This window comes from Spirillospora sp. CA-108201, from assembly GCF_050936235.1.
Classification (GTDB): domain Bacteria; phylum Actinomycetota; class Actinomycetes; order Streptosporangiales; family Streptosporangiaceae; genus Spirillospora.
On the sequence record NZ_JBNJNE010000001.1, the window covers coordinates 5,338,332 to 5,360,585 of the forward strand.

Annotated in this window: 21 protein-coding genes; 5 read left to right on the plus strand and 16 right to left on the minus strand. The window is 72.7% G+C overall.

The features are described from left to right. Window positions 1-44 precede the first annotated feature (44 nt). Window positions 45-647: a TetR/AcrR family transcriptional regulator gene (locus ACQEU6_RS25595; RefSeq protein ID WP_499335564.1), complete on the minus strand. Its 603-nt coding sequence runs from the start codon at window positions 645-647 to the stop codon at window positions 45-47. Window positions 648-706: 59 nt separating this feature from the next. Between ACQEU6_RS25595 and ACQEU6_RS25600 the strand changes: the two genes are divergently transcribed. After that, a complete protein-coding gene (locus ACQEU6_RS25600) occupies window positions 707-1,276 on the plus strand; it encodes a maleylpyruvate isomerase family mycothiol-dependent enzyme (protein ID WP_499335565.1) in 570 nt (189 codons plus the stop codon). A 5-nt stretch (window positions 1,277-1,281) separates the two neighbouring features. Here the strand turns inward: ACQEU6_RS25600 and ACQEU6_RS25605 are convergent, their stop codons facing one another. Then, window positions 1,282-1,836 (minus strand): TetR/AcrR family transcriptional regulator, encoded by a 555-nt coding sequence (locus ACQEU6_RS25605; RefSeq protein ID WP_499335566.1) that lies wholly within the window; start codon window positions 1,834-1,836, stop codon window positions 1,282-1,284. A 99-nt stretch (window positions 1,837-1,935) separates the two neighbouring features. Here ACQEU6_RS25605 and ACQEU6_RS25610 point away from each other — a divergent pair, with 99 nt between their 5' ends. Continuing rightward, the gene (locus ACQEU6_RS25610; protein ID WP_499335567.1) at window positions 1,936-2,526 is read left to right on the plus strand and encodes a DUF2867 domain-containing protein; all 591 of its coding nucleotides are present in this window, start codon (window positions 1,936-1,938) and stop codon (window positions 2,524-2,526) included. 109 nt (window positions 2,527-2,635) lie between these two features. On the opposite strand, the gene ACQEU6_RS25615 is transcribed toward ACQEU6_RS25610, so the two are convergent. The 7 genes from ACQEU6_RS25615 to ACQEU6_RS25645 form a co-directional block, all read right to left on the minus strand. Next, on the minus strand, window positions 2,636-4,246 hold the full coding sequence (locus ACQEU6_RS25615; RefSeq protein WP_499335568.1) for a monocarboxylic acid transporter: 1,611 nt from the start codon (window positions 4,244-4,246) through the stop codon (window positions 2,636-2,638). Further along, window positions 4,243-4,602: a DUF485 domain-containing protein gene (locus ACQEU6_RS25620; RefSeq protein ID WP_499335569.1), complete on the minus strand. Its 360-nt coding sequence runs from the start codon at window positions 4,600-4,602 to the stop codon at window positions 4,243-4,245. Before ACQEU6_RS25620 ends, ACQEU6_RS25615 begins: the two co-directional genes overlap by 4 nt. Window positions 4,603-4,753: 151 nt before the next feature. After that, window positions 4,754-6,484 carry a sodium/solute symporter gene (locus ACQEU6_RS25625; RefSeq protein ID WP_499335570.1) on the minus strand — a complete coding sequence of 577 codons (1,731 nt, stop codon included), beginning with the start codon at window positions 6,482-6,484 and terminating at the stop codon, window positions 4,754-4,756. Then, window positions 6,481-6,789 (minus strand): DUF485 domain-containing protein, encoded by a 309-nt coding sequence (locus ACQEU6_RS25630; protein ID WP_499335571.1) that lies wholly within the window; start codon window positions 6,787-6,789, stop codon window positions 6,481-6,483. The genes ACQEU6_RS25625 and ACQEU6_RS25630 overlap by 4 nt, the downstream gene beginning before the upstream one ends. A gap of 101 nt (window positions 6,790-6,890) precedes the next feature. After that, on the minus strand, window positions 6,891-7,670 hold the full coding sequence (locus ACQEU6_RS25635) for a LytR/AlgR family response regulator transcription factor (protein WP_499335572.1): 780 nt from the start codon (window positions 7,668-7,670) through the stop codon (window positions 6,891-6,893). Between the two features lie 23 nt (window positions 7,671-7,693). Next, window positions 7,694-8,884, minus strand: coding sequence for a histidine kinase (locus tag ACQEU6_RS25640; RefSeq protein ID WP_499335573.1), 1,191 nt, complete (start codon window positions 8,882-8,884; stop codon window positions 7,694-7,696). A 527-nt stretch (window positions 8,885-9,411) separates the two neighbouring features. Continuing rightward, window positions 9,412-10,662 carry a hypothetical protein gene (locus ACQEU6_RS25645; RefSeq protein ID WP_499335574.1) on the minus strand — a complete coding sequence of 417 codons (1,251 nt, stop codon included), beginning with the start codon at window positions 10,660-10,662 and terminating at the stop codon, window positions 9,412-9,414. A 231-nt stretch (window positions 10,663-10,893) separates the two neighbouring features. On the opposite strand from ACQEU6_RS25645, the gene ACQEU6_RS25650 reads away from it, so the two are divergent. Then, on the plus strand, window positions 10,894-11,463 hold the full coding sequence (locus tag ACQEU6_RS25650; RefSeq protein WP_499335575.1) for a 2'-5' RNA ligase family protein: 570 nt from the start codon (window positions 10,894-10,896) through the stop codon (window positions 11,461-11,463). A 37-nt stretch (window positions 11,464-11,500) separates the two neighbouring features. Here the strand turns inward: ACQEU6_RS25650 and ACQEU6_RS25655 are convergent, their stop codons facing one another. The 6 genes from ACQEU6_RS25655 to ACQEU6_RS25680 all read right to left on the minus strand — a co-directional run bounded on the left by ACQEU6_RS25655 (window position 11,501) and on the right by ACQEU6_RS25680 (window position 18,344). Beyond that, complete coding sequence (locus tag ACQEU6_RS25655) at window positions 11,501-12,583, minus strand: acyl-CoA dehydrogenase family protein (RefSeq protein WP_499335576.1); 1,083 nt, start codon at window positions 12,581-12,583, stop codon at window positions 11,501-11,503. Then, window positions 12,574-13,512: a VOC family protein gene (locus tag ACQEU6_RS25660; protein ID WP_499335577.1), complete on the minus strand. Its 939-nt coding sequence runs from the start codon at window positions 13,510-13,512 to the stop codon at window positions 12,574-12,576. The genes ACQEU6_RS25655 and ACQEU6_RS25660 overlap by 10 nt, the downstream gene beginning before the upstream one ends. An 8-nt stretch (window positions 13,513-13,520) precedes the next feature. Continuing rightward, window positions 13,521-14,279 (minus strand): enoyl-CoA hydratase/isomerase family protein, encoded by a 759-nt coding sequence (locus ACQEU6_RS25665; protein ID WP_499335578.1) that lies wholly within the window; start codon window positions 14,277-14,279, stop codon window positions 13,521-13,523. A 25-nt stretch (window positions 14,280-14,304) separates the two neighbouring features. Continuing rightward, entirely contained in the window at window positions 14,305-15,537 is a 1,233-nt protein-coding gene (locus ACQEU6_RS25670) for an acyl-CoA dehydrogenase family protein (protein WP_499335579.1), read from the minus strand. Further along, on the minus strand, window positions 15,534-17,126 hold the full coding sequence (locus tag ACQEU6_RS25675) for an AMP-binding protein (protein WP_499335580.1): 1,593 nt from the start codon (window positions 17,124-17,126) through the stop codon (window positions 15,534-15,536). Before ACQEU6_RS25675 ends, ACQEU6_RS25670 begins: the two co-directional genes overlap by 4 nt. Before the next feature lie 345 nt (window positions 17,127-17,471). Next, window positions 17,472-18,344 (minus strand): S1 family peptidase, encoded by an 873-nt coding sequence (locus tag ACQEU6_RS25680; protein WP_499335581.1) that lies wholly within the window; start codon window positions 18,342-18,344, stop codon window positions 17,472-17,474. Between the two features lie 224 nt (window positions 18,345-18,568). Here ACQEU6_RS25680 and ACQEU6_RS25685 point away from each other — a divergent pair, with 224 nt between their 5' ends. Together ACQEU6_RS25685 and ACQEU6_RS25690 are read left to right on the plus strand one after the other, a co-directional pair. Beyond that, window positions 18,569-20,404: a bifunctional metallophosphatase/5'-nucleotidase gene (locus ACQEU6_RS25685; protein ID WP_499335582.1), complete on the plus strand. Its 1,836-nt coding sequence runs from the start codon at window positions 18,569-18,571 to the stop codon at window positions 20,402-20,404. 55 nt (window positions 20,405-20,459) lie between these two features. Then, window positions 20,460-21,251, plus strand: a complete 792-nt coding sequence (locus ACQEU6_RS25690) for a phytanoyl-CoA dioxygenase family protein (RefSeq protein ID WP_499335583.1) — start codon at window positions 20,460-20,462, stop codon at window positions 21,249-21,251. 16 nt (window positions 21,252-21,267) lie between these two features. Here the strand turns inward: ACQEU6_RS25690 and ACQEU6_RS25695 are convergent, their stop codons facing one another. Continuing rightward, complete coding sequence (locus tag ACQEU6_RS25695) at window positions 21,268-22,212, minus strand: helix-turn-helix domain-containing protein (protein ID WP_499335584.1); 945 nt, start codon at window positions 22,210-22,212, stop codon at window positions 21,268-21,270. Between the last annotated feature and the right edge of the window lie 42 nt (window positions 22,213-22,254).

The following is a 22,254-nucleotide window of genomic DNA, read 5'->3' on the forward strand; positions in this document are numbered from 1 at the left end:
GCGACCGGCACCGCGATCCACGCGTTTACGAAGGCCCCGGAAGTTCAGGCGGCCAGCCCGGCCGTGTGGCGCATCGCGTCCCGCGCCCGGTCCGCGGCCGAGGGGTCGTCCAGCAGCTGGATCTCCTGGTTGGCCGCCATCGACAGGCCCGTCAGGGCGGCGGCGACCTCTTCCGCGGGACGGTGCGGGCCCGGCAGCGCGGCCTGGGCGGCGGCGACCTCCGCCGCCAGCGCCCGGCGGTTGGACGCGACGATCCCGCGCAGCCGGTCGCGCAGCGGGCCCGGCCGCCCGTCGAGCTCGGACGTGGCGGCCGTGACGAAGCAGCCCCCGGGGAACGGGCAGTCGGCCAGGTAGCCGACCCACCCGTCGATCAGCCTCCCCAGACGCTCCGGGCCGGGCGGCAGGCCCTCCAGGGGGGCGGTGACCGCCGCGCGGAAGACCTCGCAGGCCTGGTCGAGCGCGGCCATGAGCAGCCGCTCGCGCGACCCGAACGGACCGACCACGCCCGCCTTGCTCATGCCGAGCCGCTGCGCCAGCGAGCCGACCGTCAGCCCCTCCAGGCCCGACCGCGAGGCGTCCCGCACCGCCGCGTCCACGATCCGCCGGCGCGTCCGGGCGGCTTCGGCCGCCGAGTGACGAGGAGACATGGCGCCAGAATAGCGAACGCGCGTACGCTATGGTTTTGGCGAACGACCGTTCGCCAACGATGGGACGCGACATGCCCGACCTGCTCAGCCTCGACGCCATGGCACTGGCCCTCATCGGTCACGACGTGGCACTGATCCCCGACGCCGCGATGGAGGCCCCGACCCCCTGCGACGGATGGACGGTCACGGACCTGCTCCACCACATGAACGAGCGCCACGAGGCCATCGCGCGGACCGTCCTGCCGCCCCTCGAACCGGGCGGCGACCCCCGCGACGACTTCGCCCTGTTCGCCGCCCGCTGCCTCGCCGTGCTCGAACGGGCGGGCGAGACCGTCGCCATGCCCCGCCTGGGCCCGGTGCCGACCGAGTGGGTCCTCGGCATCCACGCGGTCGACATGCTCGTCCACCGCTGGGACCTGGCGCGTGCGCTCCGGACCGCGCCCGCCGCGCCGTCCCGGCTCACCGAGGCCGCGCTGCCCCTCGCCCGGGCCAACACCGCTCCGGGCGGTCCCCTCAACGGGCCCGGCGGCGCCTACCGCCCGCCCCTCGCCGAGGACCCCTCCCGTCCCGCGATCGACAACATCGTCGCGCTCCTGGGCCGCGACCCGAGCTGGACCGCGCCGGCCTGACGGGGTCAGCCGTCGCCGAGGAGGAGCCGGCCCGCGCGTTCGACGACCTCGGTGCGCGTGCGGGCGCCGTGGTCGGCGGCGAGGAAGTGGCTGCCGACCAGGAGGCAGAAGGCGAGCATGCTGCGGGCCTCGACCTCGCCCGGGTCCGAGCAGAAGGTGCCGAACAGCTCGCGCAGGTAGTCCATGCGCTCGTTGTCCACGCGGCGCACGCGCTCGGCGACGGCCGGGTCGCGGCGGGCCCAGTCGCGCATGGCGAGGTCGATGTGCAGGTGGTCGCCCGCCCGGATGAGCATGCCCGCCCGCCTGATCTTCGCGCGGGCGTCGCCCCCCTCGCGCTCCACCCGCTCGCGCAGGTCGTCGACGGACTGCCGCTCCCAGTGGTCGAGCATGGCGGCCAGCAGCGCCTTGCGGTCGGGGAAGTGACCGTAGAAGCCGCCCTTGGTGACGCCGAGCGCCTGGGCGAGGGCCTCGACCCGGACCGCGCCCGGCCCGCCGGCGGCGAGGGCCTTCAGGCCCTGCTCGATCCAGCTGCTGGGCGGCGTGCGCATCACGGCGGGCATGGTCCATTATCGCCTCCCCTCCGCGACCCGATTCATACGGTGCCGTATATTTGGATGCGAGGCGGACGCGACGGAGCGCCCGCCGACCGAGGAGGTGGCTTGGCGTTGAAGCTCCCCGCGAGCGCGCACACCGACCGTCCCTGGCGGATCCACGAGATCGCGCCCGACTTCCGGCTTGAGGACGTGTGGGCCCTGCCCGCCACCGGCGGCCCGGACGACTTCCCCGAGCTGCTGGAGCAGATGACCTCCGGCGAGAACCCCCTGCCCGGCGTCGCCGGCGTGCTCCTTGCCATCCGCAGGCGGCTCGGGCGGCTGCTCGGCTGGGACAAGGAGGGCTCCGGGCTCGACGGGCGGGTGCCGTCGCTGCGCGACCGGCTGCCGGACGATCTGCGCGACCGCCCGGCGGGCCCCGCGCCCCGTTCGCTGTCGTTCCGGCCGCTCTACCTGACCGGGGACGAGTGGGCGGCCGAGATGGCCAACCGGACGGTGCACGGCGTGATGCACCTCAGCTGGGTCCCGGACGGCTCCGGCGTCCACCGCGCGCACATGGCCGTCCTGGTGAAGCCGAACGGCCTGTTCGGCAGGGCCTACATGGCGGCGATCCTGCCGTTCCGGTACACCCTCGTCTACCCGGCGCTGATGCGGACCATCGGACGCGCGTGGAAGGCCCGCGAGGCGAAGCCGGCCTGACCCCTGGCGCGGAGCGGCCCCGTCCTCGCGGGGGCAGAAGAGGACGGGGCCGCGAGCCGCGCGGATGCGGGCGACGCCCTTCCGCGCGGCGGCTCTCGGTGCCGGGCTCCTAGTGCTCGCCCGCCGGCTCGGCGCCCGCGCCGGTGAGGGAGCGGACCTCGATCTCGGCGTACTTCTCCGCGTTGAACTCCTTGCTGAGCAGCGTCCCGATCCAGCCGCACAGGAACCCGAACGGGATGGAGACGATCCCGGGGTTCTCCAGCGGGAACCAGCTGAAGTCGGAGTCGGTGAACAGGGCCTTCTCCGAGCCCGACACGACCGGCGAGAACGCCACCAGGAAGATGGCCGAGCCGAGTCCGCCGTAGATGGCGGAGACGGCGCCGGTGGTGTTGAACCGCTTCCAGAACAGGCTGTACAGGATCGCGGGGAGGTTCCCGGACGCCGCGACCGCGAAGGCGAGGGCGACGAGGAACGCCACGTTGAGGCGCTGCGCGTAGATGCCGAGGACGATCGCCACGGCGCCGATCACGAACGCGGAGATGCGGGCGACCCGCACCTCGTCCCGCTCCGACGCCTTGCCCTTCTTGAACACGTGGGCGTACAGGTCGTGGGAGAACGACGAGGACGAGGCGAGCGTGAGGCCCGCCACGACCGCGAGGATCGTCGCGAACGCGACCGCCGCGATGACCGCGAGCAGGATCGTCCCGCCCGCGTCCCCGAAGACGATCTCGCCGATGCGCTGGGCGAGCTGCGGGGCGGCGGTGTTGCCGGCCGGGTTCGCCTTGGCGATCTCCTTGGACCCGACGAGCGCCGCGGCGCCGAAGCCGAGGACCAGGGTGAGCAGGTAGAACACCCCGATGATCCCGATGCCCCACAGCACCGACTTGCGGGCGTCGCGGGCCGTCGGGACCGTGTAGAAGCGGATCAGGATGTGCGGCAGCCCGGCGGTGCCGAGGACGAGCGCGAGGCCGAGGCTGATCAGGTCGAGCTTGCCCTCCAGGCCCTGCTCCGCGGTGGCGTAGCGCAGCCCGGGCTCCAGGAACTCGCCGCCCTTGCCGCTCTGGTCGGCGGCGTCGTTCAGCAGGCTGGACAGGTTGAACCCGAACTTGCCCAGCACCAGCAGCGTGATGAGGGTGGCGCCCGTCATCAGCAGGACGGCCTTGACGATCTGCACCCAGGTGGTGCCCTTCATCCCGCCGAACACCACGTAAACGATCATCAGCACGCCGACCAGCGCGATCGTCGCGCCCTTGGCGAAGTCGCCGGTGAAGCCGAACAGCAGCGACACCAGGGCGCCCGCGCCGACCATCTGCGCCAGCAGGTAGAAGATCGACACGACGATGGTGGAGACGCCGGCGGCGGTGCGGACCGGGCGGGGGCTCATCCGGAACGCCAGCACGTCCGCCATCGTGAAGCGGCCGGAGTTGCGCAGCAGCTCGGCGACGAGCAGCAGCGCCACGAGCCACGCGACGAGGAACCCGATCGAGTACAGGAACCCGTCGTAGCCGTACAGGGCGATCAGCCCGGCGATGCCGAGGAACGACGCGGCGGACATGTAGTCGCCGCCGATCGCGATGCCGTTCTGCGCGCCGGAGAACGACCGACCGCCCGCGTAGAAGTCGGTGGCGTTGCGGGTGTTGCGGCTCGCCCACACGGTGATCGCCAGGGTGGCCGCCACGAAGACCAGGAACAGGATGATCGACAGGGTCTCGTTGCTCATGTGGCGTCCTCCGCGGCCGGGGCCGACTCCGCCTCGATGCGGGCGCGGATCCCGTCGGAGACGGGGTCGAGGCGGCGCTCGGCGTGCCGCGCGTACAGGTAGGCGATGAGGAAGGTCGAGACGAACTGGAGCAGCCCGAACACCAGGGCGACGTTGACGGCCCCGAACAGCTCGGTGCCCATGAAGTCCCGCGCCCACCCCGACATGACGACGTACAGCAGGTACCAGCTGAGGAACGCCGCGGTCATCGGGAACACGAAACGGCGGAATCTGCGCCGGAGTTCCTGGAACTCCGCAGTGCCCTGGAACCGTTCATAGACGGTGCCGGTGGCGCTCTTGTCGACGGACACGCCCACCCCTCCTCGGTTGTGACGCCGGTCACGCGCAACCGTAAAGATCCTGCTGGGAGTGGACGAGGGGTCCGCGCCAGGGCTGCGGCAAGCCGCCGCTCACCGTCGCCCAAAGGTCGCCCCCGTCGCCGAGCGGTCGTTCTCGCGCGACGAACGGTCACACCCGCTTGGGCCTCCACGTGCCCCGGTCGACGTCGAGCGACTCCGGCGTGTGCAGCCGCACCATCATCCGCGCGACGCCGCGCGGGGTCCGTCCGGGCGTGCACAGCGACACCAGGACCATGACGGTGAAGGCGATCGGCACCGTCCAGGCCGCCGGCTGGGCGAGCAGCGCCCCGAGCAGCCCGGACGGCGGCCCGGCGGCGATCGTCACCACCACCGCCGTGCCGGCGAGCGCGCCGCCGAGGACGAGCCCGGCGAGCGCGCCCGGCACGGTGAGCCGCCGCCACCAGACGCCGAGGACGAGCAGCGGGCAGAACGTGGACGCCGCGACGGCGAACGCCAGCCCGACGACGTCCGCGACGGCGAGGGACCGGGCCGCGATCGCCAGGCCCAGCGGGACGGCGAGGGCGAGCAGCGTTCCGACGCGGAACGAGCGGACGCCGCCGCGCAGGATGTCCTGCGCCAGCACCCCCGCGACCGACACGGTGATGCCGGACGACGTCGACAGGAACGCCGCCACCGCCCCGCCCGTGACGAGCGCGCCCAGCAGGTCGCCGCCGAGCCCGCCGACGAGCCGTCCGGGCAGGGTGAGGACGACGGCGTCGGCCCGCCCGGTCATCAGCAGTTCGGGGGTGTAGAGGCGCCCGAGCACCCCGTACAGGGCGGGCAGCAGGTAGAAGGCGCCGAGGAGCGTCAGCACCACGACCGTCGTCCGGCGGGCGGTGCGCCCGTCCGGGTTGGTGTAGAAGCGGACGAGGACGTGCGGGAGCCCCATCGTCCCGAGGAACGTGGCGAGGATCAGCGAGTAGGTGGCGTAGAGGGAGTGGTCGCGCCCGTCCAGCGGCAGCGCCCACTCCCGTCCGGTGGTGGCGGGGCGCCCGCTGACGTGCGGGACGTCGGCGCCCGCCGGGAAGGTGACGGACGTGTCCTCGCCGAAGAGGTGCGTCCCGGGCCCCAACGCGAGAGGGACGCGCGAGTAGGCGCGCCCGTCCACCCGTCCGTCCACGGTCACCTGCACGGGCGCCGCGACGTCGACGGTGGTCGCCGTCCCGACCGAGACGGTCGTGCGGTCGCCGAACCGCGGGGGGACGTCGGGCGACAGGCCGGGCGCGCCGTCGTACCGCCACGCCATCAGCAGGAACACCAGCGGCACGGCCAGCGCGGTCAGCTTCAGCCAGTACTGGAACGCCTGCACCATCGTGACGCTGCGCATGCCGCCGACCAGCACGTTCGCCGCCACGACGACCGCGATGAGGACGCCGCCCGTCCACACCGGCGCGCCCGTGACCGTGCGCAGCACCAGTCCGGCGCTCTGGAACTGGGGCAGCAGGTACAGCCAGCTGATGAGCACCACGAACACGCTCGCGACGCGGCGCACCGCCATCGACTCCAGGCGCGCCTCGGCGAAGTCCGGCAGCGTGTAGGCGCCGGAGCGGCGCAGCGGCGCCGACACCAGCACGAGCAGCACGAGGTAGCCGCCCGTCCAGCCGACGGGCAGCCACAGCATGTCGGCGCCGTAGGCGAGGATCAGCCCGGCGATGCCGAGGAACGAGGCGGCCGACAGGTACTCCCCGCCGATCGCCGACGCGTTGCGCAGCGGCGTCACCGTCCGGGACGCGACGTAGAAGTCGGACGTCGTGCGGGAGATCCGCACCCCGAGCACGCCGACGAGCATGGTCGCGACGACGACCAGCAGCACGCCCGCGAGCCCGTACGCGGCGCTCACAGCCGGTCGGCCCGGTCGACGAGGTCGGCGAAGTCGTCCTCGTTGCGCTCGGCCTGCCGGACGTACCACCAGCCGCAGGCGACGAACCACGGGTACATCAGCCCGCCGAGCAGCACCCACGGCAGCGGCAGCCCGAGCACCTCCTGCTCGCGCACCGCGGGGACGAGCGCGAACAGCAGCGGCAGGCCGAGCACCACCACGGCGAGGACCAGGCACAACCGGGCCGCGAGCCGCCACTGGGCGCGCACCAGCGACCGCATGTACGCCTCGCCGAGCCCGGTCTGCTCGTCGATCTCCCGCGTCACCGGGTACCGGGGCCGCCGGACGGCCCGGGTCCGCGGCCCGGTGACCAGCGTCCGCCCGGGCGCGACGTCCCCGCCCCGCCGGCGGGGCGCGTCCGGCCCGCTCAGGGGGACCGCCTCGCCCGGCGGACGAGCAGGTCGCGCAGCTCGCGCACGTGCCGGCGGGCGACGGGCAGCTCGGCGCCGCCCACGACCACCGTCCAGCGCCCCGAGTCGAGCCGCAGCTCCGTGATGGCCGCCAGCGCCACGAGATGGCTGCGGTGCACCCGGACGAACCCGGCGCCGCTCCACCGCTCGCTCAGCGCGGCGAGCGGGATCCGCACCAGATGGCTCCCACCGGAGGTGTGGAGCCGCGCGTAGTCGCCCTGCGCCTCGACGTACAGGACCTCGCCGGGCGTGACGAACCGCGTCACGCCGCCCAGCTCGACGGGCATGGCCTCCGGCTCGGACGGCTCCGGCGCGGCGTCGGCCTCCCCGACGGCCTCCATGACCCGGCGGATCGCCACGGCCAGCCGCTCCGGCCGCACCGGCTTGAGGATGTAGTCGGTCGCCTTGATCTCGAACGCGTCCACGGCGTGCTCCTCGTAGGCCGTCACGTAGACGATCTGCGGGGCGCGGGCGAACTGGGCGAGGACGCGGCCGAGCACGGTGCCGTCCAGGCCGGGCATCCGGATGTCGAGGAAGACGGCGGCGACGGGGCGCCCCTCGGCGAGGGCCCGGTCGAGCTTGCGGAGCGCGGCGGCCCCGTCCCGGGCCGTGTCGATCTCACCGATGCGCGGGTCGGCGCGCAGCAGGTGGACGAGGTCGTCGAGCGCGGGCGCCTCGTCGTCCACCGCCAGGACACGCAAGGCTCCGCACCGTCCTTCCCACGTCGTCCGCCACATTCCAGTCAAACCACCGCACCGCGTCAAGAGGCCGTGACACCGGGGCGGTACTTCGGCACCCGCACCGTGATCTTCGTCCCGGCGCCCGGCCCGGTCTCCACCGCGAGGCCGTACTCGTCCCCGTACACCTGCCGGAGCCGCGCGTCGACGTTGGCGAGCCCGATCCCGGCGGCGTCGTCGGCGGACGGCTCGGGCCGCTCCCCCGACAGCAGGCGGCGGACGTCCTCGGGATCCATGCCGATCCCGTCGTCCTCCACACTGATCACGCAGTCGGCCCCGGCGTCCTCCGCGATGATCGTGATCAGCCCGCGCTCGGACCGGTCCTGGAGCCCGTGCCGGACGGCGTTCTCCACGAGCGGCTGCAGGCAGAGGAACGGGACGGCCACCGGCAGCACCTCGGGCGCGATCCGCAGCGTCACCCGCAGCTCCTCACCGAACCGGGCCCGCTGGAGCAGCAGGTACCGGTCGATCGAGCGCAGCTCCTCGGCGAGCGTCGTGAAGTCGCCGTGCCGCCGGAACGAGTAGCGGGTGAACCCGGCGAACTCCAGCAGCAGCTCCCGCGCCCGCTCCGGATCGGACCGGACGAACGAGGCGATGGTCGTCAGCGAGTTGTAGACGAAGTGCGGCGAGATCTGCGCCCGCAGCGCCCGCATCTCCGCCTCCATCAGCAGCGTCCGCGAGTGGTCGAGCTCGGCGAGTTCGAGCTGGGCGTCCACCCACTGCGCGACCTCCTCGGCGGCGCGGATCAGCCCCGCGGGAACGTCCTCCCCGTACGCGGCCAGCGTCCCGACCACCCGGTCGTCGGTGGCGAGCGGCACGACCACCACCCGGCGGATCGGGCAGTCGAGCCGGTCGCACTCCACGTCGTGCACCTGCGTGCGCCCGCTTCCGCGCGTGACCTCGGCATGCCCCGGCCCGTCCGCCGCGTGGTGGTCGTGCTCCCCGTCCCAGGCCAGGAGCCGTTCCCCGTCGGTGATGGCGAGCGCCTCGCATCCGAGCAGCGCCCGCAGATGCCGGGCCGCCTTCTGCGCCCCCTGCTCGGTCAGCCCGCCCCGGAACGCCGGCGCCGCCCGCGAGGCGGTGTGCAGGGTCTCGAAGGTCGCCCGCCGCTCCGGCCCCCCGAGATCCCCCCGCCGCCGATGCCGCCGCCCCCACAGCAGCGCCGGCACCCAGGTCACCACCAGCGCCGCGGCCACGGCGACGACCACACTCATCCGGCAAACCTACGCCGAACCGGGCCATCCTCCGCCTTCTCGCCCACTTTACCTACTTGGAAAACCTTTAATTATCTCGATATCCAGTGCGTGTGACAAGCCCCACAACCGCCACATTTTTCTTACCTAAAGCTTGCTGCCCGACGCCGCACCGGACAGTCCTGCGTGAACGCCTGGTGCCGCGCCTCGAACGCGGGCCAGCAGACAAACTGGGGAGACACAACGTGCTTTTGATGGAGCCGAAGCTCGAGTCGCAGTCCGACCTGCCGCCCGAGAAACCGTTCGACCAGCCGCCCGAGTCCTCCAATCTTCCGATATGCATGGGGGACTGCCCTTCGAGCCCGGATGGCAACCACAACCTGGTGGACCACCACACGAGGGGTTTCAAGATCTGCACGTACTGCAATGGGGTCTACTACGGGTAAACAACTGCTTTCAAAGCTCTTCTCTCGATGAATCTCGGGAGCTCCTATAAGGGGGTCCTGGCCGTCATGCGGCCAGGACCCCTTTTGCCATGGCCGCTCAGCTCATGTGTGGGTCTGGAACCAGCGGAGCGTGTCGGGCAGGGCGCGGTGGAGGGTGGCGAAATGGCCGGTGCCGGCGCCGTAGTCCACGACCTGCGGCCGGGTCCCGCGGGCGCGGAGGGCGCGGACGCAGTCGCGCGTGTTGCCGAAGGTGACCTGCTCGTCGCCGGAAGCGCCGTAGAGCCTGACCGGGGCGTCCGGAGCCCAGTCGCAGGTGCCGTCGGCCGCGCGGATCGCCCGCGACAGGGCCCCGGAGGGGTGCTTGAGCCGGCGAAGGTAGCGCGGGGTCATCAGTTGCTCAGGGCCGGCGGGGAGCTGCGGGAAGATCTCCGATTCGTCGTGGCCGCCGTCGAAGAGCTGCTCCACGGTGGTGTCATAGGGCGCCCGGAAGACGTCGGAGGGCGTCTCGTACAGGTGGTGGAGCCGGTTCCAGGACACCGTGGCATAGGCGAGGTTGAACGCCGACACGCGCGGGTCCAGCGGGCTCTGGGCGCGCAGGGTCTCGGGGAGCTGCGCGCGCCGCAGGTCGTACGGCCCGCTGATCGGGGCCAGCGCGCCGAGCCGCAGGTGGGAGTCGGCGCCGCTTTGCAGCCGGCGTCCCAGCGCCATGGCGGCCTGGCCGCCCTGCGAGAAGCCGGTCACCAGCACCCGCCGCTCCAGCTCCCTGCCTTGCCGGGCGGCGACGGCGCGGGCGGCGCGGAGCATGTCCAGCGACGCGGACGCTTCCGACGCGGCGTCCAGATAGGGGTGCGCCCCAGGCCCCTCACCGAGGCCGAGGTAGTCGGGAGCGACCCCGGCGTATCCGGCGGCGGCGTAGTAGACGGCCGCGATCCTGCTCTGCCCGTCCGCGGCGACCGAGCCGGCGGTACTGCGGCCCGCATGGGTCCCGTGGGTGAAACTGACGGCCCGCAACGCCCCGGCGGTGTCGCTGGGCAGGACGACGACGCCGCTGGCGAGGGTGGGCCGACCGGTCGCGGAGACGGTGCGGTAGAGGACCTTGAAGCCGCTCACCCCGCTCCGCGGCCCCGGAGACGCCAGCCCCTCATCGCCCAGGTAGTCGCGGACCTGCGCCCGCGACATGCCGATCACCGGCGTCACCGAGACCACCGTCCCCCGCCCGCCGGCGGCGTCCGGTGTTCCGGCGGCGGCCACCGCATGCCTCCCGGACTGCGCGGCGCACCCCGCGCCCGACACGACCAGCACGGCACCGAGCAGAACCCGCGAAACGCGGCCGCCCACAGAGCTCATTGTCATGCCCACGACGCTAGAAAGGCGGCTGCAACCCGACCATCGGCCTACACACCCGAAGGCCGGTGAACAAAGCCCTCTCAAGAGGTGTATCCAGCCACACCCCCGAAATACCGCCCGCTCCCCCCAGCAGCGAAGGCCCGGCGGGGCGTCCGGCATGCTGGCGTCTGAGCGCTTGGAGGAGCCTTGGACTCGATTCCGGAACGGATGTCCGATCACTGGTGGTGGTTGCCGGGGATGCGGCCTGGGCGGCGGATGCTGCTCTGGCACATCCTGGTCGACGGGCAGCCGGAGGTGGGCGGCCTCGTCCGGCTCTACCAGGAGAAGCTCGCGGGGGTGGGCGGGCTGGATCTCATTCCCGCCGAGTGGCTGCATATGACCACGCAGATCGTCGGGTTCGAGGACGAGATCCCCCGCGAGCGGGTCGAGGCGCTCGTCGCGGGCGTCGGCCGGCGTCTGGGCGCCGTCGCACCGATCGAGGTGGAGGTCGGGAGGTTGTGGGTCCACGGCGAGGGGGTGGCGCTCGGCATCCGTCCGGAGCGGGGGCTCGATCCTGTCCGGCAGGCGATGCGCCGGGCCGCCGCCGAGACCGCGGGCGTGCATCCGCTCGACGGCGAGGCCGGCTGGACGCCGCATGTCTCCGTCGCCTACAGCAACGCCGACGGGCCCGCCGCGCCCATCGTCGAGGCACTCGACCAGCGTCCCGGGCCGGTTCCCCTGCGTGTCGCCCGGGTGCATCTGGTCGCCCAGGTGAGGGACGGGCATCTCTACCGGTGGGAGCCGCTCGCCGAGGTCGCGTTGGGCTGACGCCCGGCCGGGGTTCGGCCGGGCGTCACCCGTGCGGTCAGGGCAGGTCGAGGGCGGTGGCCAGGTGGTCCAGGTGGAGGTCGGCGTCGCCGAAGGCCAGGGACGCCGCCAGTGCGTGTTCGGAGAACAGGTGCAGATCGTGTTCCCGGGTGAAGCCGATCGCGCCGTGCACCTGGTGGCCCAGGGCGCAGACGCGTTCGTACGCCTCGCTCACCCAGGCCTTGGCCATGGAGACCTGTTGCGCGGCTTCCCGGTTCGCCGAGAGGAGCCAGATGGCCTCGTAGGCGGTGAAGCGGGAGCCCAGGACGTCGATGGCCATGTTCGCGCAGTGGTGTTGGACGGCCTGGAACGAGCCGACCGCGCGGCCGAACTGCTCGCGTTCCGTGGCGTACTGGACCGTCATGTCCAGGACGTGCTGGGCCGCGCCGACCATTTCCGCGCAGGTGGCCGCCGCGCCGAACAGGGAGATCGCGTCCGCGGCGGCCGGCCCCAGCGCGGCTTCGCCGGGGACCCACAGGCCGTCCAGTTCGGCGTGGCAGGGACGGTCGTGGCCGATCGTTCCGAGCGGTCTCAGGGTGACGTCGGCGGCGTCCGCCCAGAAGGCGTGCGGCTCGCCGTCCAGGCGCGCCACCAGCAGGATGTGCGCGGCGGACGCGGCGAACGGGACGAACGCGGCCGTACCGTCGAGGACGTAGCCGGAGTCGGAGCGTGTCGCGACCGGCCCCTCGCCGGGGCGGTCCCAGGGAAGCGGCGCGGCCGTGACGATCTGGCCGTCCGAGATGGCGTTCAGCCAGCGCTCCTTCTGCGCGGACGTCCCGAACCGCGCGACCGGCATGCCGCAGCACGCGACCGTGGCCAGGAGCGGGCTCGGGACCTGCGCGTACCCCAGTTGCTCGAACAGCAGGCAGACGTCCAGGAAGTCGCCGCCCACGCCGCCGTGCTCCTCGGGGAGGGCGAGGCCCGGCCAGCCGAGCTCGACCATCTCCTTCCAGAGCGGCGCCGAGTGGCCGGCGGGGTCGCCGGCGAGGGCCCGCGCGCCCGCCGTCGCGGCCTTGGACTCCAGGAGTTCGCGGGCCGTGGCGGCGATCAGCTCCTGGTCCTCGGTCAGGCTCAGGTCCATGGCGGCGGCACCTTGTCCGAGCGGACCCACACGCCCGGCCGCTCCTCCCAGAACAGCTGGACGAGGATGCCGCCGGTGTGCTTCGGGTGGATGAACGTGTGCTTCCAGGCGGCGCCGTCGGTGACGCCCTGCTCGTCGTCGAAGGTGGGGACGTCGTGGTGGCCGCAGGCCGCCAGGGCCGCGTCCCAGTCGGCCACCTCGAAGGTCACGTGGTGGGCGCCCGGGCCGCCGCGCTCCAGGAAGCGGTCGATGAACGAGTCCTCCCCGCGCGGCATGATCACTTCCCAGCAGATCGTCGAGCCGGGGATGTTGAGGACGAGGTCCGCCATGTCGGGGTGCTCCTCGTCCGCCGTCCGCCAGACCTGCACGAACCCGGCGAGGTCGCGGTACCAGCGGGCGAGGACGTCCCGGTCGTGGAACGCCTGGCAGATGTGGTCGAGCGCCACGACGCCGAGCGACGGGCCGTCCGGTTCGGACGCCTGCGCGACCGAGGCCGGGGTGTCGCCGCACATGTCCAGGCCGCCCGGCCCGCGGAGCCGCCACAGCACTCCGGGGCCGTGCTCGGGCGGGCTCAGCGACGCCTCCAGCCAGCGTCCCCACGCCCAGTCGGTCGGCTTGATGCCGCGCACCTCCAGTTCCGCCCGGACGGCCTCCAGGTCGGGCACCTCGGCGCCGACGTGGTGCAGGCCCGGGCGGCCGTTGTGCTCGTCCAGCCACGTCTGGAGCGACGAGCCGTCGCCGGCGGGCGCGATCACCTCCCACGCCTGCCCGCGGCTTCCCGGGATCTCCAGCCGGGCGCCCCGCACGCCCTCGGCCGGGTTGTCCCAGCCCCGGACGCGCCGGAACCCGAACAGCCCCTCCAGCAGGGCGACCTGCGTGTCGAGGTCGGGGGTCACCTGCGCGACGTGATCGATGCGGTAGATCTGCACGGGTCCTCCTAGCTCGGGTGGGGCTCGATCCAGTCGTAGCCGTACGTGACGAGTTCCTTGACGAGTCGCAGGTTGTACCGGTTCATCGCCGCGATCCGCTCGGCCAGCTCGCCGATACGCTTGTCGAACTCCTCCGCCGGATACACGTCGTTGACCAGGCCGAGGCTCAGCGCCCGCTCGGCGTCGATGCGGGCCCCGGTGAACAGCAGCTCCTTGGCGCGGGCCTTGCCGATCCGCTCCGGCAGCCGCTTCACACCGCCCCAGCCGGGCGCCGACCCGCCGAACTCGGGCTGGTCGGGGTCGCCGTCCTCGGTCATCTTCGGGCGGTACGGGGGACGCGCCGACAGCGTGATCTCGACGAGCCCCATCTTGGCGTTGTCGGAGGCGATGATGAAGTCCGCCGCGAGCGCCAGCTCCAGGCCGCCGCCGACCGCGTAGCCGTGCACCGCGGCGACCACCGGGACCGACAGCCGCTCCATCATCGCGAACGTCCTCTCGCCGAGCCGGCCCTGCTCGATCCGCTCGCGCGGGGTCAGCTTCTCCGACCAGGACAGGTCCATGCCGGCGCAGAACGCGCGCTCTCCCGCGCCGCGCAGCACCACGACGCAGACGTCCTCGTCGTCGTCCACGCGGGTGAAGATGTCGCGGAGCTCCGTCATCGTGGTGGGCGTCAGCGCGTTGAGCTTGTCCGGCCGGTTCAGCGTCAGCCAGGCGACCCGCTCCTCGATCCGCAGGTCGACCGTCTCGTAGGCGTTCTCGTCGGGCATGTGCGTGCGCTCCTCCCGTGTGTGGTCAGCCGCGGGGCAGGTTCAGGCCCCGGGTGGCGATGACGTTGCGCTGGATCTCGGTGGTGCCGCCGAGGAAGGTGGAAGCGACCGAGTCCCGGCGCATGTGCGTGAACACCGCGCCGAGGGGCGCCCCCTCGCGCTCCCACAGCGCGGCGGACCGCCCGAGCGCCAGCGCGCCCGTCCGCGCGAGCCGCTGGTGCAGCTCGGCGCCGAACAACTGGTTGACGGACGCCTCGAAGCCGGGCTCGTCGCCCGCCGCCTGCTTCGACACGGTGTAGCGGGCCAGGTTGTACAGGACGGCGATCTCGGTCCGCCGGCGGGCGATCTCCTGCCGCAGCGCCGGGCCCCGCCGGGCGCGCCGCTCCCCCTCCGGCGACCTGAGGTAGGCCACCAGGTCGGCGAGGGCGTGCTCGTACTTGATGGTGGCGCCGATCCCGGCCCGTTCGAAGCCGAGCGCGGACATCGCCACGTACCAGCCGCGGTTCTCCTCCCCGACCCGGTTCGCCACCGGCACCCGGACGCCCTCGAAGAAGATCTCGCAGAACGGCGCCGCGCCGCGGATGTCGGTGATGGGGCGGATCGTCACCCCGGGCGCGTCGGCCTCGACGAGCAGGAAGGTGATGCCGCGGTGGGGACGCCCGGCGGACGGGTCGGTGCGCACGAGCACGAACAGCCAGTCGGCGTACTGGCCGAGGGACGTCCACACCTTCTGGCCGTCCACGACGTACTCGTCGCCGTCCCGGACGGCGCGGGTGCGCAGCGAGGCCAGGTCGGAGCCGGACTCCGGCTCGGAGAAGCCCTGCGCCCAGGTCGCCTCGCCCGCCGCGATCGGCGGCAGGTGGACGGCCTTCTGCTCGTCGGTGCCGTGGACCAGCAGGGTCGGGCCGAGGAGGAACGCGCCGATGCCGTTCACGGTCGGCGCCCGGGCCCGCATCATCTCCTCGTGCAGGACGAACTCCTCCAGCGCCGACAGCCCCGCGCCGCCGTACTCGCGCGGCCAGTGCGGCGCGATCCAGCCGCGCTCGGCCAGCGCCGCCGCCCACGCCCGCGCGCCCTCCCGGCGCCCGGGGTCGTCCGCGACCCGGTCGACCGGCCAGTTGTAGCCGGCGACGTCCTCGGGTTCGAGGCTCAGCTCCTCGCCCCCGGCCGGACGGTACGACGCGGGGAAGCGCTCCTCGACGAACGCGCGGACCTCCTCGCGGAAGGCCGCCTGCTCCGGTGTGTCGTCCCAGTTCACGGGTCGCTCGCCTCCCGGTCCCAGGTCGTCTCGGTGATCCCGCCGTCTCCCTGCGCGCGCAGCCTGTACTTGGCCACCTTGTCCGTCGGGGTGCGCGGCAGCGCGTCGATGAACTCGACGTAGCGCGGCACCATCGAGCGCGGCAGCCGCTCCTCGCAGTAGGCCACCAGTTCCTCCGGGGCGAGCCCGGTGTCCGGCTGCACCACGACCGACACCTTGATCTCCTCGTCCTCCAGCTCCGAGGGCACGCCGATCGCGGCGCACTCCAGCACCGCCGGATGCCGGTTGATCTCGGTCTCCAGGTCGAAGGCCGAGATGTTCTCCCCCCGTCTGCGAATGGCGTCCTTCATCCGGTCGAGGAAGTAGAAATACCCGTCGTCGTCGCGCCACACCCGATCGCCGGTGTGGAACCACATGTTGCGGAAGCAGTGGGTCGTGGCCTCCCAGTCGCCGTAGTAGCCGGTGGTGAGGACGAACGGCTGCTTCGGCCGCAGCACCAGCTCGCCCGGCTCGCCCGGCCCGACCTCCCGGTCGCACTCGTCCACGACCGCCACCTGGAACCGCTCCTCGTGCGCCTGCCCGCACGAGCCGAGCCGCCACTCCCCGTACGGGCTGCCGGTCGCGATGCCCGCCTCGGTGCTGGTGTAGGTCTCCACCGACCGGACGCCGAACCGCTCCCGCAGCGGCTCGTCCAGGTTGGACTTGCCCATGTAGAACGTCTCCAGCCGGTGGTCGCGGTCGCGGGACGTCGGCGGGCGGTTCAGCAGGATCGGGATCATCGAGAACACGCTCATGCACACCTGCGCGTCGAAGCGGCGCACGTCGTCCCAGAACCTGGAGGCGCTGAACCGCTCGACGATCGCGATGGAGCCGCCACCGAGCAGGGCGGAGAGCATGCCGTCCCAGAGCGCGGCGGCGTGGAACAGCGGCAGCGGGCAGTAGACGGTCTTGCCCCAGCGGTCCAGGAAGTCCAGCGAGTCGTAGGCGCAGGTCAGCGCGAGCGCGTGCGGGACCATCGCGCCTTTGGACGGCCCCGTCGTGCCGGACGTGTACATGATCGCCTGCATGTCGCCGAAGCCGACCTCGACGTCCACCGGACCGGACCCGTCGGCCGGGAGGGCGTTCATCTCCCGTGCGGGCCTGCCGAGCCGGTCGAGCAGCACCCCGGCCGCGGCGGCGTCCCGCACGACGACCCGCTCCAGTCTGGGGAGGCGCTCGGCGATCTCGACGAGCCGCTCGGCGTACGGGCCGTCGACGACCAGCCAGCGGGAGTCGGAGCCGTCCAGGACGTGCCGCAGCAGTTCGCCCCGGTAGGCGATGTTGATCGGCACGGCGACCGCGCCGAGCCGCGCGAGCGCGAAGATGACATGGACGAAGTCGGCGCAGTTGGGGAGCATCACGCCGACGTGGTCGCCGCGCGCGACGCCGGCGGCGGAGAGCGCGCGGGCCAGCCGGTCGGCGGCGGCGTCCACCTCGCCGTAGCTGATCTCCCCGTCGCGGAATCTGAGGAACGTCTGTCTTCGGTGTACCTGCGCCTGTGACCGGAGGACGTCCCCGAGGACGAAGCTCTCCAGCGTCTCCTTGCGCATCCGGACCTCCGCTGTCGCTGCGTGGCGTGGGGCGGCTCGATGGCTGGGCGGCTCGGTGGTTGGGCGGCGGGCGGGCGGACGGCGGCGCGGAAACGGGCGGCGGGGGTCCGCAATCAGACATTGCCTTAAATAGAGGAACACGAAACCATAAACACGGCAATACTGACTTAAAGGCCGCAAAGATGTTCAAGCGGTTAGTTACTGGGGCACTAGGCCATCACTGTGACGCAGGCCACGGCCCCGGGCGTCGGGTTTCGGACACACGACCCACCAAGCGAAGTACCCCCGAAAAGACGGAACGCCCGGTCGGGCAGAGCCTGACCGGGCGTTCGCGCGGGACGGGGATCAGCCGATGACGCCGGCGATCCAGCCGTGGTAGTACCCGACGCTGGTGTAGATGTCGGGCGTCTCCCCGCAGACGTCGCCGACGCCGCGGGAGTCGACCCCGGTGATGACCCAGCGGCCCTTCACCTTGATCAGCAGCGGCGAGCCGGAGTCGCCGCCGCAGGGACCGCGCACGCCCTCCGGGTTGTCGGTGCAGATGTCGTGGTCGCGGTAGCCCCACGCGTCGTCACCGCTGGCGTCCACCTGGCACTTCTTGGTGGTCGGCGAGATCACCTTCGTGTCGAGCTGCTGCAGCTGCACGGGCAGCCGGCTCGGGTCGTTGTCGCTGGTCGAGGTGTACCCCCAGCCGATCTGCCGGACCGGCGTCCCCGGCGCGGGGAGGGTCGTGGCCTGCGGGACGGGCGCCTGCGGCACCGCGGTGGCGAGGTGCAGGAGCGCGATGTCCTTCCCCTCGGACCGGTCGTCCAGGTACTGGTAGCCGGGGTGGACGACGATCCCCTTGAGCTTGGCGACGCTGCCGCCCTGCGTCCGGTCGGCGGACCCGACCCGTACGTGGAACAGCCCCGGGTCCATCACCGAGTAGGGCGCCCCGTTCTGGCCCGCCTGGGTCACGCAGTGGGCGGCGGTGACCACCCACTCCTCGTCGATCAGCCCGCCCCCGCAGCGGTGCGAGTCGGGGTTGCCGTTCCGCTCGTACTCCAAGGAGGCCATGAACGGGTACGCCTGGTCGGCCGGCGTCCCACCGATGATCTTCGGGGTGGGCGGCGGCTCGTCGGCCTGCGCCGCCGGGCCGGCGACCGCGCCGCCCGCCAGGGCCGCCGCGCAGGCGAGCCTCCGCCAGGTTCCCGTCGTCTTCCTGTCGCGCGTCCGCAAGGACAGCTCCGATCGGTCGAGTTGATCTTGGCCCGAGGGACGCTACCGGCCGCGGCGGCCGCTGTCCGGCCCTGTCCGTCACAAGATCAAATAGCCCCAGGTCGGAGGCGTTGCACAACAGCTGCCAACGAATCCGCCCCAGGATCGGAAGATCTCGCCGAAAATGATCATGAGCTGCGCCTCTATCGTTCTGCCGTCCCCTCCGCCGAAGGAACGAGAGCGTCATGCAGAATCCGGACCGCTACAGCCCCAAGGCCCCCGAGCCGCGCTGGTGCTCGTGCCGCGTGCCGGACGTCAGCCGCAGGCAGGTCCTCGGCGGCCTCACCGCCGCGAGCGCGCTCGCCCTGGCCGGCTGGCCCGGCTCCGCGCGGGCCGCGCCGCGCGGCCGGTCCGTGACGATCACCGTGATGGGCACGTCCGACCTGCACGGCCACGCGGTCGACTGGGACTACTACAGGGACGCCGAGTACACCGACAGCGGCGGCAACGTCGTCGGGCTGGCACGGGTGTCCAGCCTGGTGAACCAGATCCGCGCCGACCGCGGCCGCGACCGCACCCTGCTCTTCGACGCGGGAGACACCCTCCAGGGCACCCCGCTCGGCTTCTACTACGCCTCCGTCGAGCCGATCACGAAGACGGGTGCGATCCACCCGATGGCGCGGCAGATGAACGCCGTCGGCTACGACGCCGTGGCCCTCGGGAACCACGAGTTCAACTACGGCGTCCCGTTCCTGAACCGGTGGATCGAGCAGATGGACGCGCCGGTGCTCGCGGCCAACGCCGTCCACGCGGGCACCCGCCGCCCCGCCTACCGGCCGTACATGATCAAAACGATGCGGGTGCGCGGGCTCCCGCCGATCCGGGTCGGGCTGCTCGGCCTCACCAACCCGGGCATAGCGATCTGGGACAAGGCCAACGTCTCCGGAAGGCTCGACTTCCTGGACCTGGTGGAGACGGCACGGCGCTGGGTGCCGGTCATCCGCGCGAAGGGCGCCGACGTCGTCGTCGTCAGCGCCCACTCCGGCGACAGCGGCACCTCGTCCTACGGCGACGCCCTGCCCGTCGAGAACGCCGCCGCCCTCGTCGCCGAGCAGGTCCCGGGCATCGACGCGATCCTGTTCGGACACGCGCACCTGGAGATCCCCGAGCGGTTCGTCGCCAACAGGGCCACCGGCCGGACGGTCGTGATGAGCGAGCCGAAGTGCTGGGGCCAGCGCCTGTCGGTCTTCGACCTCACGCTCGTCCACGAGCGGGGCCGCTGGACGGTCGCCGGCAAGTCGGCGACGACCGTGAACAGCAACACGGTCGAGGAGGACCCGGAGCTCGTCACCCTCGTCAAGAAGCAGCACGACGCGGTGGTCGCCTACGTCAACAAGGAGGTCGCCACCTCCACCGAGGAGATGTCGGCTGCGGAGTCGTGCTGGAAGGACACCGCGATCCTGGACTACGTCCACCAGGTGCAGACCGCGAAGGTGAAGGCGGCGGTCGCGGGGACCGGGAACGCGTCCCTGCCGGTCGTCTCGATCGCCGCGCCCTTCAGCCGAGCCGCGACCTTCCCGGCGGGCAAGGTCACGATCCGCGACATCGCGGGCCTCTACATCTACGACAACACGCTGCTCGCGAGCGTCCTGACGGGCTCCCAGATCAAGGCGTACCTGGAGTACTCGGCCCGGTACTTCAAGCAGGTCGCCCCCGGCGCCCCCGCCGACCCGGCCTCGTGGACGAACGCGAACAACCGCCCCGACTACAACTACGACCAGTTCTCCGGCGTCGCCTACGACGTCGACATCGCCAAGCCCGAAGGCTCGCGCATCGTCGGTCTGGCCTACGACGGAGCGCCCGTCACCGACGACCAGAAGTTCCTCGTCGCGGTCAACAACTACCGCCAGTCGGGCGGCGGCGGCTTCCCCCACATCGCCGCGGCCCCGGTCGTCTACAACGCCCAGGTGGCGATCCGGGAGGCGATCGTCGAGTACGCGTCCGCCGCGGGCACCATCGATCCCGCGACGTTCCACGTCGCGAACTGGAAGCTCGTCCGCAACGGCACTCCGGTCTTCTGACCCCCCCGGATAAACCATTGGCGGCGACCCCGCCGGGGCGGCAATCGTTGTGCTCATGCTCTCCGACGCACAGGTGGCCGCCTTCGTCGCGGACGGATTCGTCCGCGTCGAGGCGGCGTTCCCCCGCACCCTCGCCGACGAATGCCGCGAGACCGTCTGGCGGGACCTGGACGCCGTCCCCGGCGACCCGTCCACGTGGCCGACCATCGCCTCGCGTCCCGGCTACGCGCAGCCGCCCTTCGTCGCCGCCGCCAACACCCCGCGCCTGCACGCCGCCTTCGACGCCCTGGTGGGACGGGGGCGCTGGGTGCCGCGCACCAGCCTGGGCGGTTTCGTCATCCGCTTCCCGTCCCCCGAGCCGTCGGTCGTCGACGGCTGGCACGTCGACGTCAGCTTCCCCGGGCCCGGCTCCGCCGGCGACGACTACATGACCTGGCGCGCGAACATCGCGTCGAAGGACCGGGCCCTGCAGATGTTCTTCCTGTTCTCCGACGTGGCGGAGGACGACGCTCCCACCCGCCTCCGCGCGGGCTCCCACCGCGACACGGCCCGCGTCCTCGCGCCCGAGGGCGAGGAGGGCCTGGACGCGCGCGAACTGGCCCGGCGCGCGGACGCCGCCAGCGCCCACCGGCCCACGGCCCTCGCCACGGGCCGCGCGGGCGACGTCTACCTGTGCCACCCGTTCCTCGTCCACGCCGGGCAGCCCCACCTCGGCGAGCGGCCGCGCTTCCTGGCGCAGCCCAAGCTGTCCCCTTCCGGCCCGCACCCGGAGCGGGGTGCGGGCGTCGAGCGTCCGGCGGACGCCTCCCCCGTGGAGACCGCGATCGTCCAGGCGCTGGAACCGTGACGCCCCGGCGGACGGATCAGGGGGTGGACGTGAAGGCGCGCCGGTAGGCGCTCGGGGGGACGCCCACCGCCCGGGTGAAGTGGTGGCGGAGGTTGGCCGGGCTGCCGAGGCCGGAGCGCTCGGCGATCTGGTCGACCGGAAGGGACGTGGTCTCCAGGAGTTCGCGCGCGCGGTCGATGCGGATGCCGCGCAGCCAGGCCATGGGGGTCGTGCCGGTCGCGGCGTGGAAGCGGCGGATCAGCGTGCGGGTGGTGACGCCGGCGCGGCGCGCCAGTGCGGCGACGGTGAGCGGCTCGTGCAGGCGCTCGCGCGCCCAGTCGAGGAGCGGGCCCAGCTCGTCCGCGTCGGCCGGGGGGACGGCGGCGTCGATGTACTGGGCCTGGCCGCCGGGGCGGTGCGCCGGCATCACCAGGCGCTTGGCCAGGGCGCTCGCCACGGCGGCGCCGTGGTCGTTGCGCACGAGGTGCAGGCACAGGTCGAGCCCGGCGGCGGTGCCCGCGCTGGTCAGGACGTCGCCGTCGTCGATGTAGAGGACGGACGCGTCCACCAGCACCTTCGGGTGGCGGGCGGCCAGCTGGCCCGCGTGCATCCAGTGGGTGGTCGCCGGGCGCCCGTCCAGGAGGCCCGCGGCGGCGAGGACGAACGCGCCCGTGCACAGCGAGACGACGCGGGCGCCGTTGCCGTGCGCGGCGCGGACCGCGTCGACCAGGTCCGGCGGCTGCTCGTCGACGACGCTCGCGCAGGCGGGGATCACGACGGTGTCGGCCGTGGCCAGCGCGTCGAGGCCGTGCTCGGCCCGCGCCGCGAAGCCGGCGGTGGTACGGGTGCCGGGGGCGGCGCAGAGGCGGAAGTCGTACCAGGAGTCGGCAAGCCCTGGGCGCTCGTACCCGAACACCTCGCACGGGATCGCCAACTCGAAGATCGGCACGCCTTCGGTGACCGCGACGGCGAGCGTGTGCATGTCACTATTTTAGCGGTGATGGTCACTTCTGCCACTTGGGAC

Excerpts from the sequence above, each read along its gene's own strand:
- ACQEU6_RS25655 (WP_499335576.1), bottom strand. The coding sequence starts at position 12,583 with ATGGACCTGAGCCTGACCGAGGACCAGGAGCTGATCGCCGCCACGGCC.
- ACQEU6_RS25640 (WP_499335573.1), bottom strand. The coding sequence starts at position 8,884 with ATGAGTGTGGTCGTCGCCGTGGCCGCGGCGCTGGTGGTGACCTGGGTG.
- ACQEU6_RS25635 (WP_499335572.1), bottom strand. The coding sequence starts at position 7,670 with ATGTGGCGGACGACGTGGGAAGGACGGTGCGGAGCCTTGCGTGTCCTG.
- ACQEU6_RS25615 (WP_499335568.1), bottom strand. The coding sequence starts at position 4,246 with ATGAGCAACGAGACCCTGTCGATCATCCTGTTCCTGGTCTTCGTGGCG.
- ACQEU6_RS25650 (WP_499335575.1), top strand. The coding sequence starts at position 10,894 with ATGCGGCCTGGGCGGCGGATGCTGCTCTGGCACATCCTGGTCGACGGG.
- ACQEU6_RS25695 (WP_499335584.1), bottom strand. The coding sequence starts at position 22,212 with ATGCACACGCTCGCCGTCGCGGTCACCGAAGGCGTGCCGATCTTCGAG.
- ACQEU6_RS25665 (WP_499335578.1), bottom strand. The coding sequence starts at position 14,279 with ATGCCCGACGAGAACGCCTACGAGACGGTCGACCTGCGGATCGAGGAG.
- ACQEU6_RS25685 (WP_499335582.1), top strand. The coding sequence starts at position 18,569 with ATGCAGAATCCGGACCGCTACAGCCCCAAGGCCCCCGAGCCGCGCTGG.
- ACQEU6_RS25690 (WP_499335583.1), top strand. The coding sequence starts at position 20,460 with ATGCTCTCCGACGCACAGGTGGCCGCCTTCGTCGCGGACGGATTCGTC.
- ACQEU6_RS25605 (WP_499335566.1), bottom strand. The coding sequence starts at position 1,836 with ATGCCCGCCGTGATGCGCACGCCGCCCAGCAGCTGGATCGAGCAGGGC.
- ACQEU6_RS25675 (WP_499335580.1), bottom strand. The coding sequence starts at position 17,126 with ATGCGCAAGGAGACGCTGGAGAGCTTCGTCCTCGGGGACGTCCTCCGG.
- ACQEU6_RS25600 (WP_499335565.1), top strand. The coding sequence starts at position 707 with ATGGGACGCGACATGCCCGACCTGCTCAGCCTCGACGCCATGGCACTG.
- ACQEU6_RS25645 (WP_499335574.1), bottom strand. The coding sequence starts at position 10,662 with ATGACAATGAGCTCTGTGGGCGGCCGCGTTTCGCGGGTTCTGCTCGGT.
- ACQEU6_RS25595 (WP_499335564.1), bottom strand. The coding sequence starts at position 647 with ATGTCTCCTCGTCACTCGGCGGCCGAAGCCGCCCGGACGCGCCGGCGG.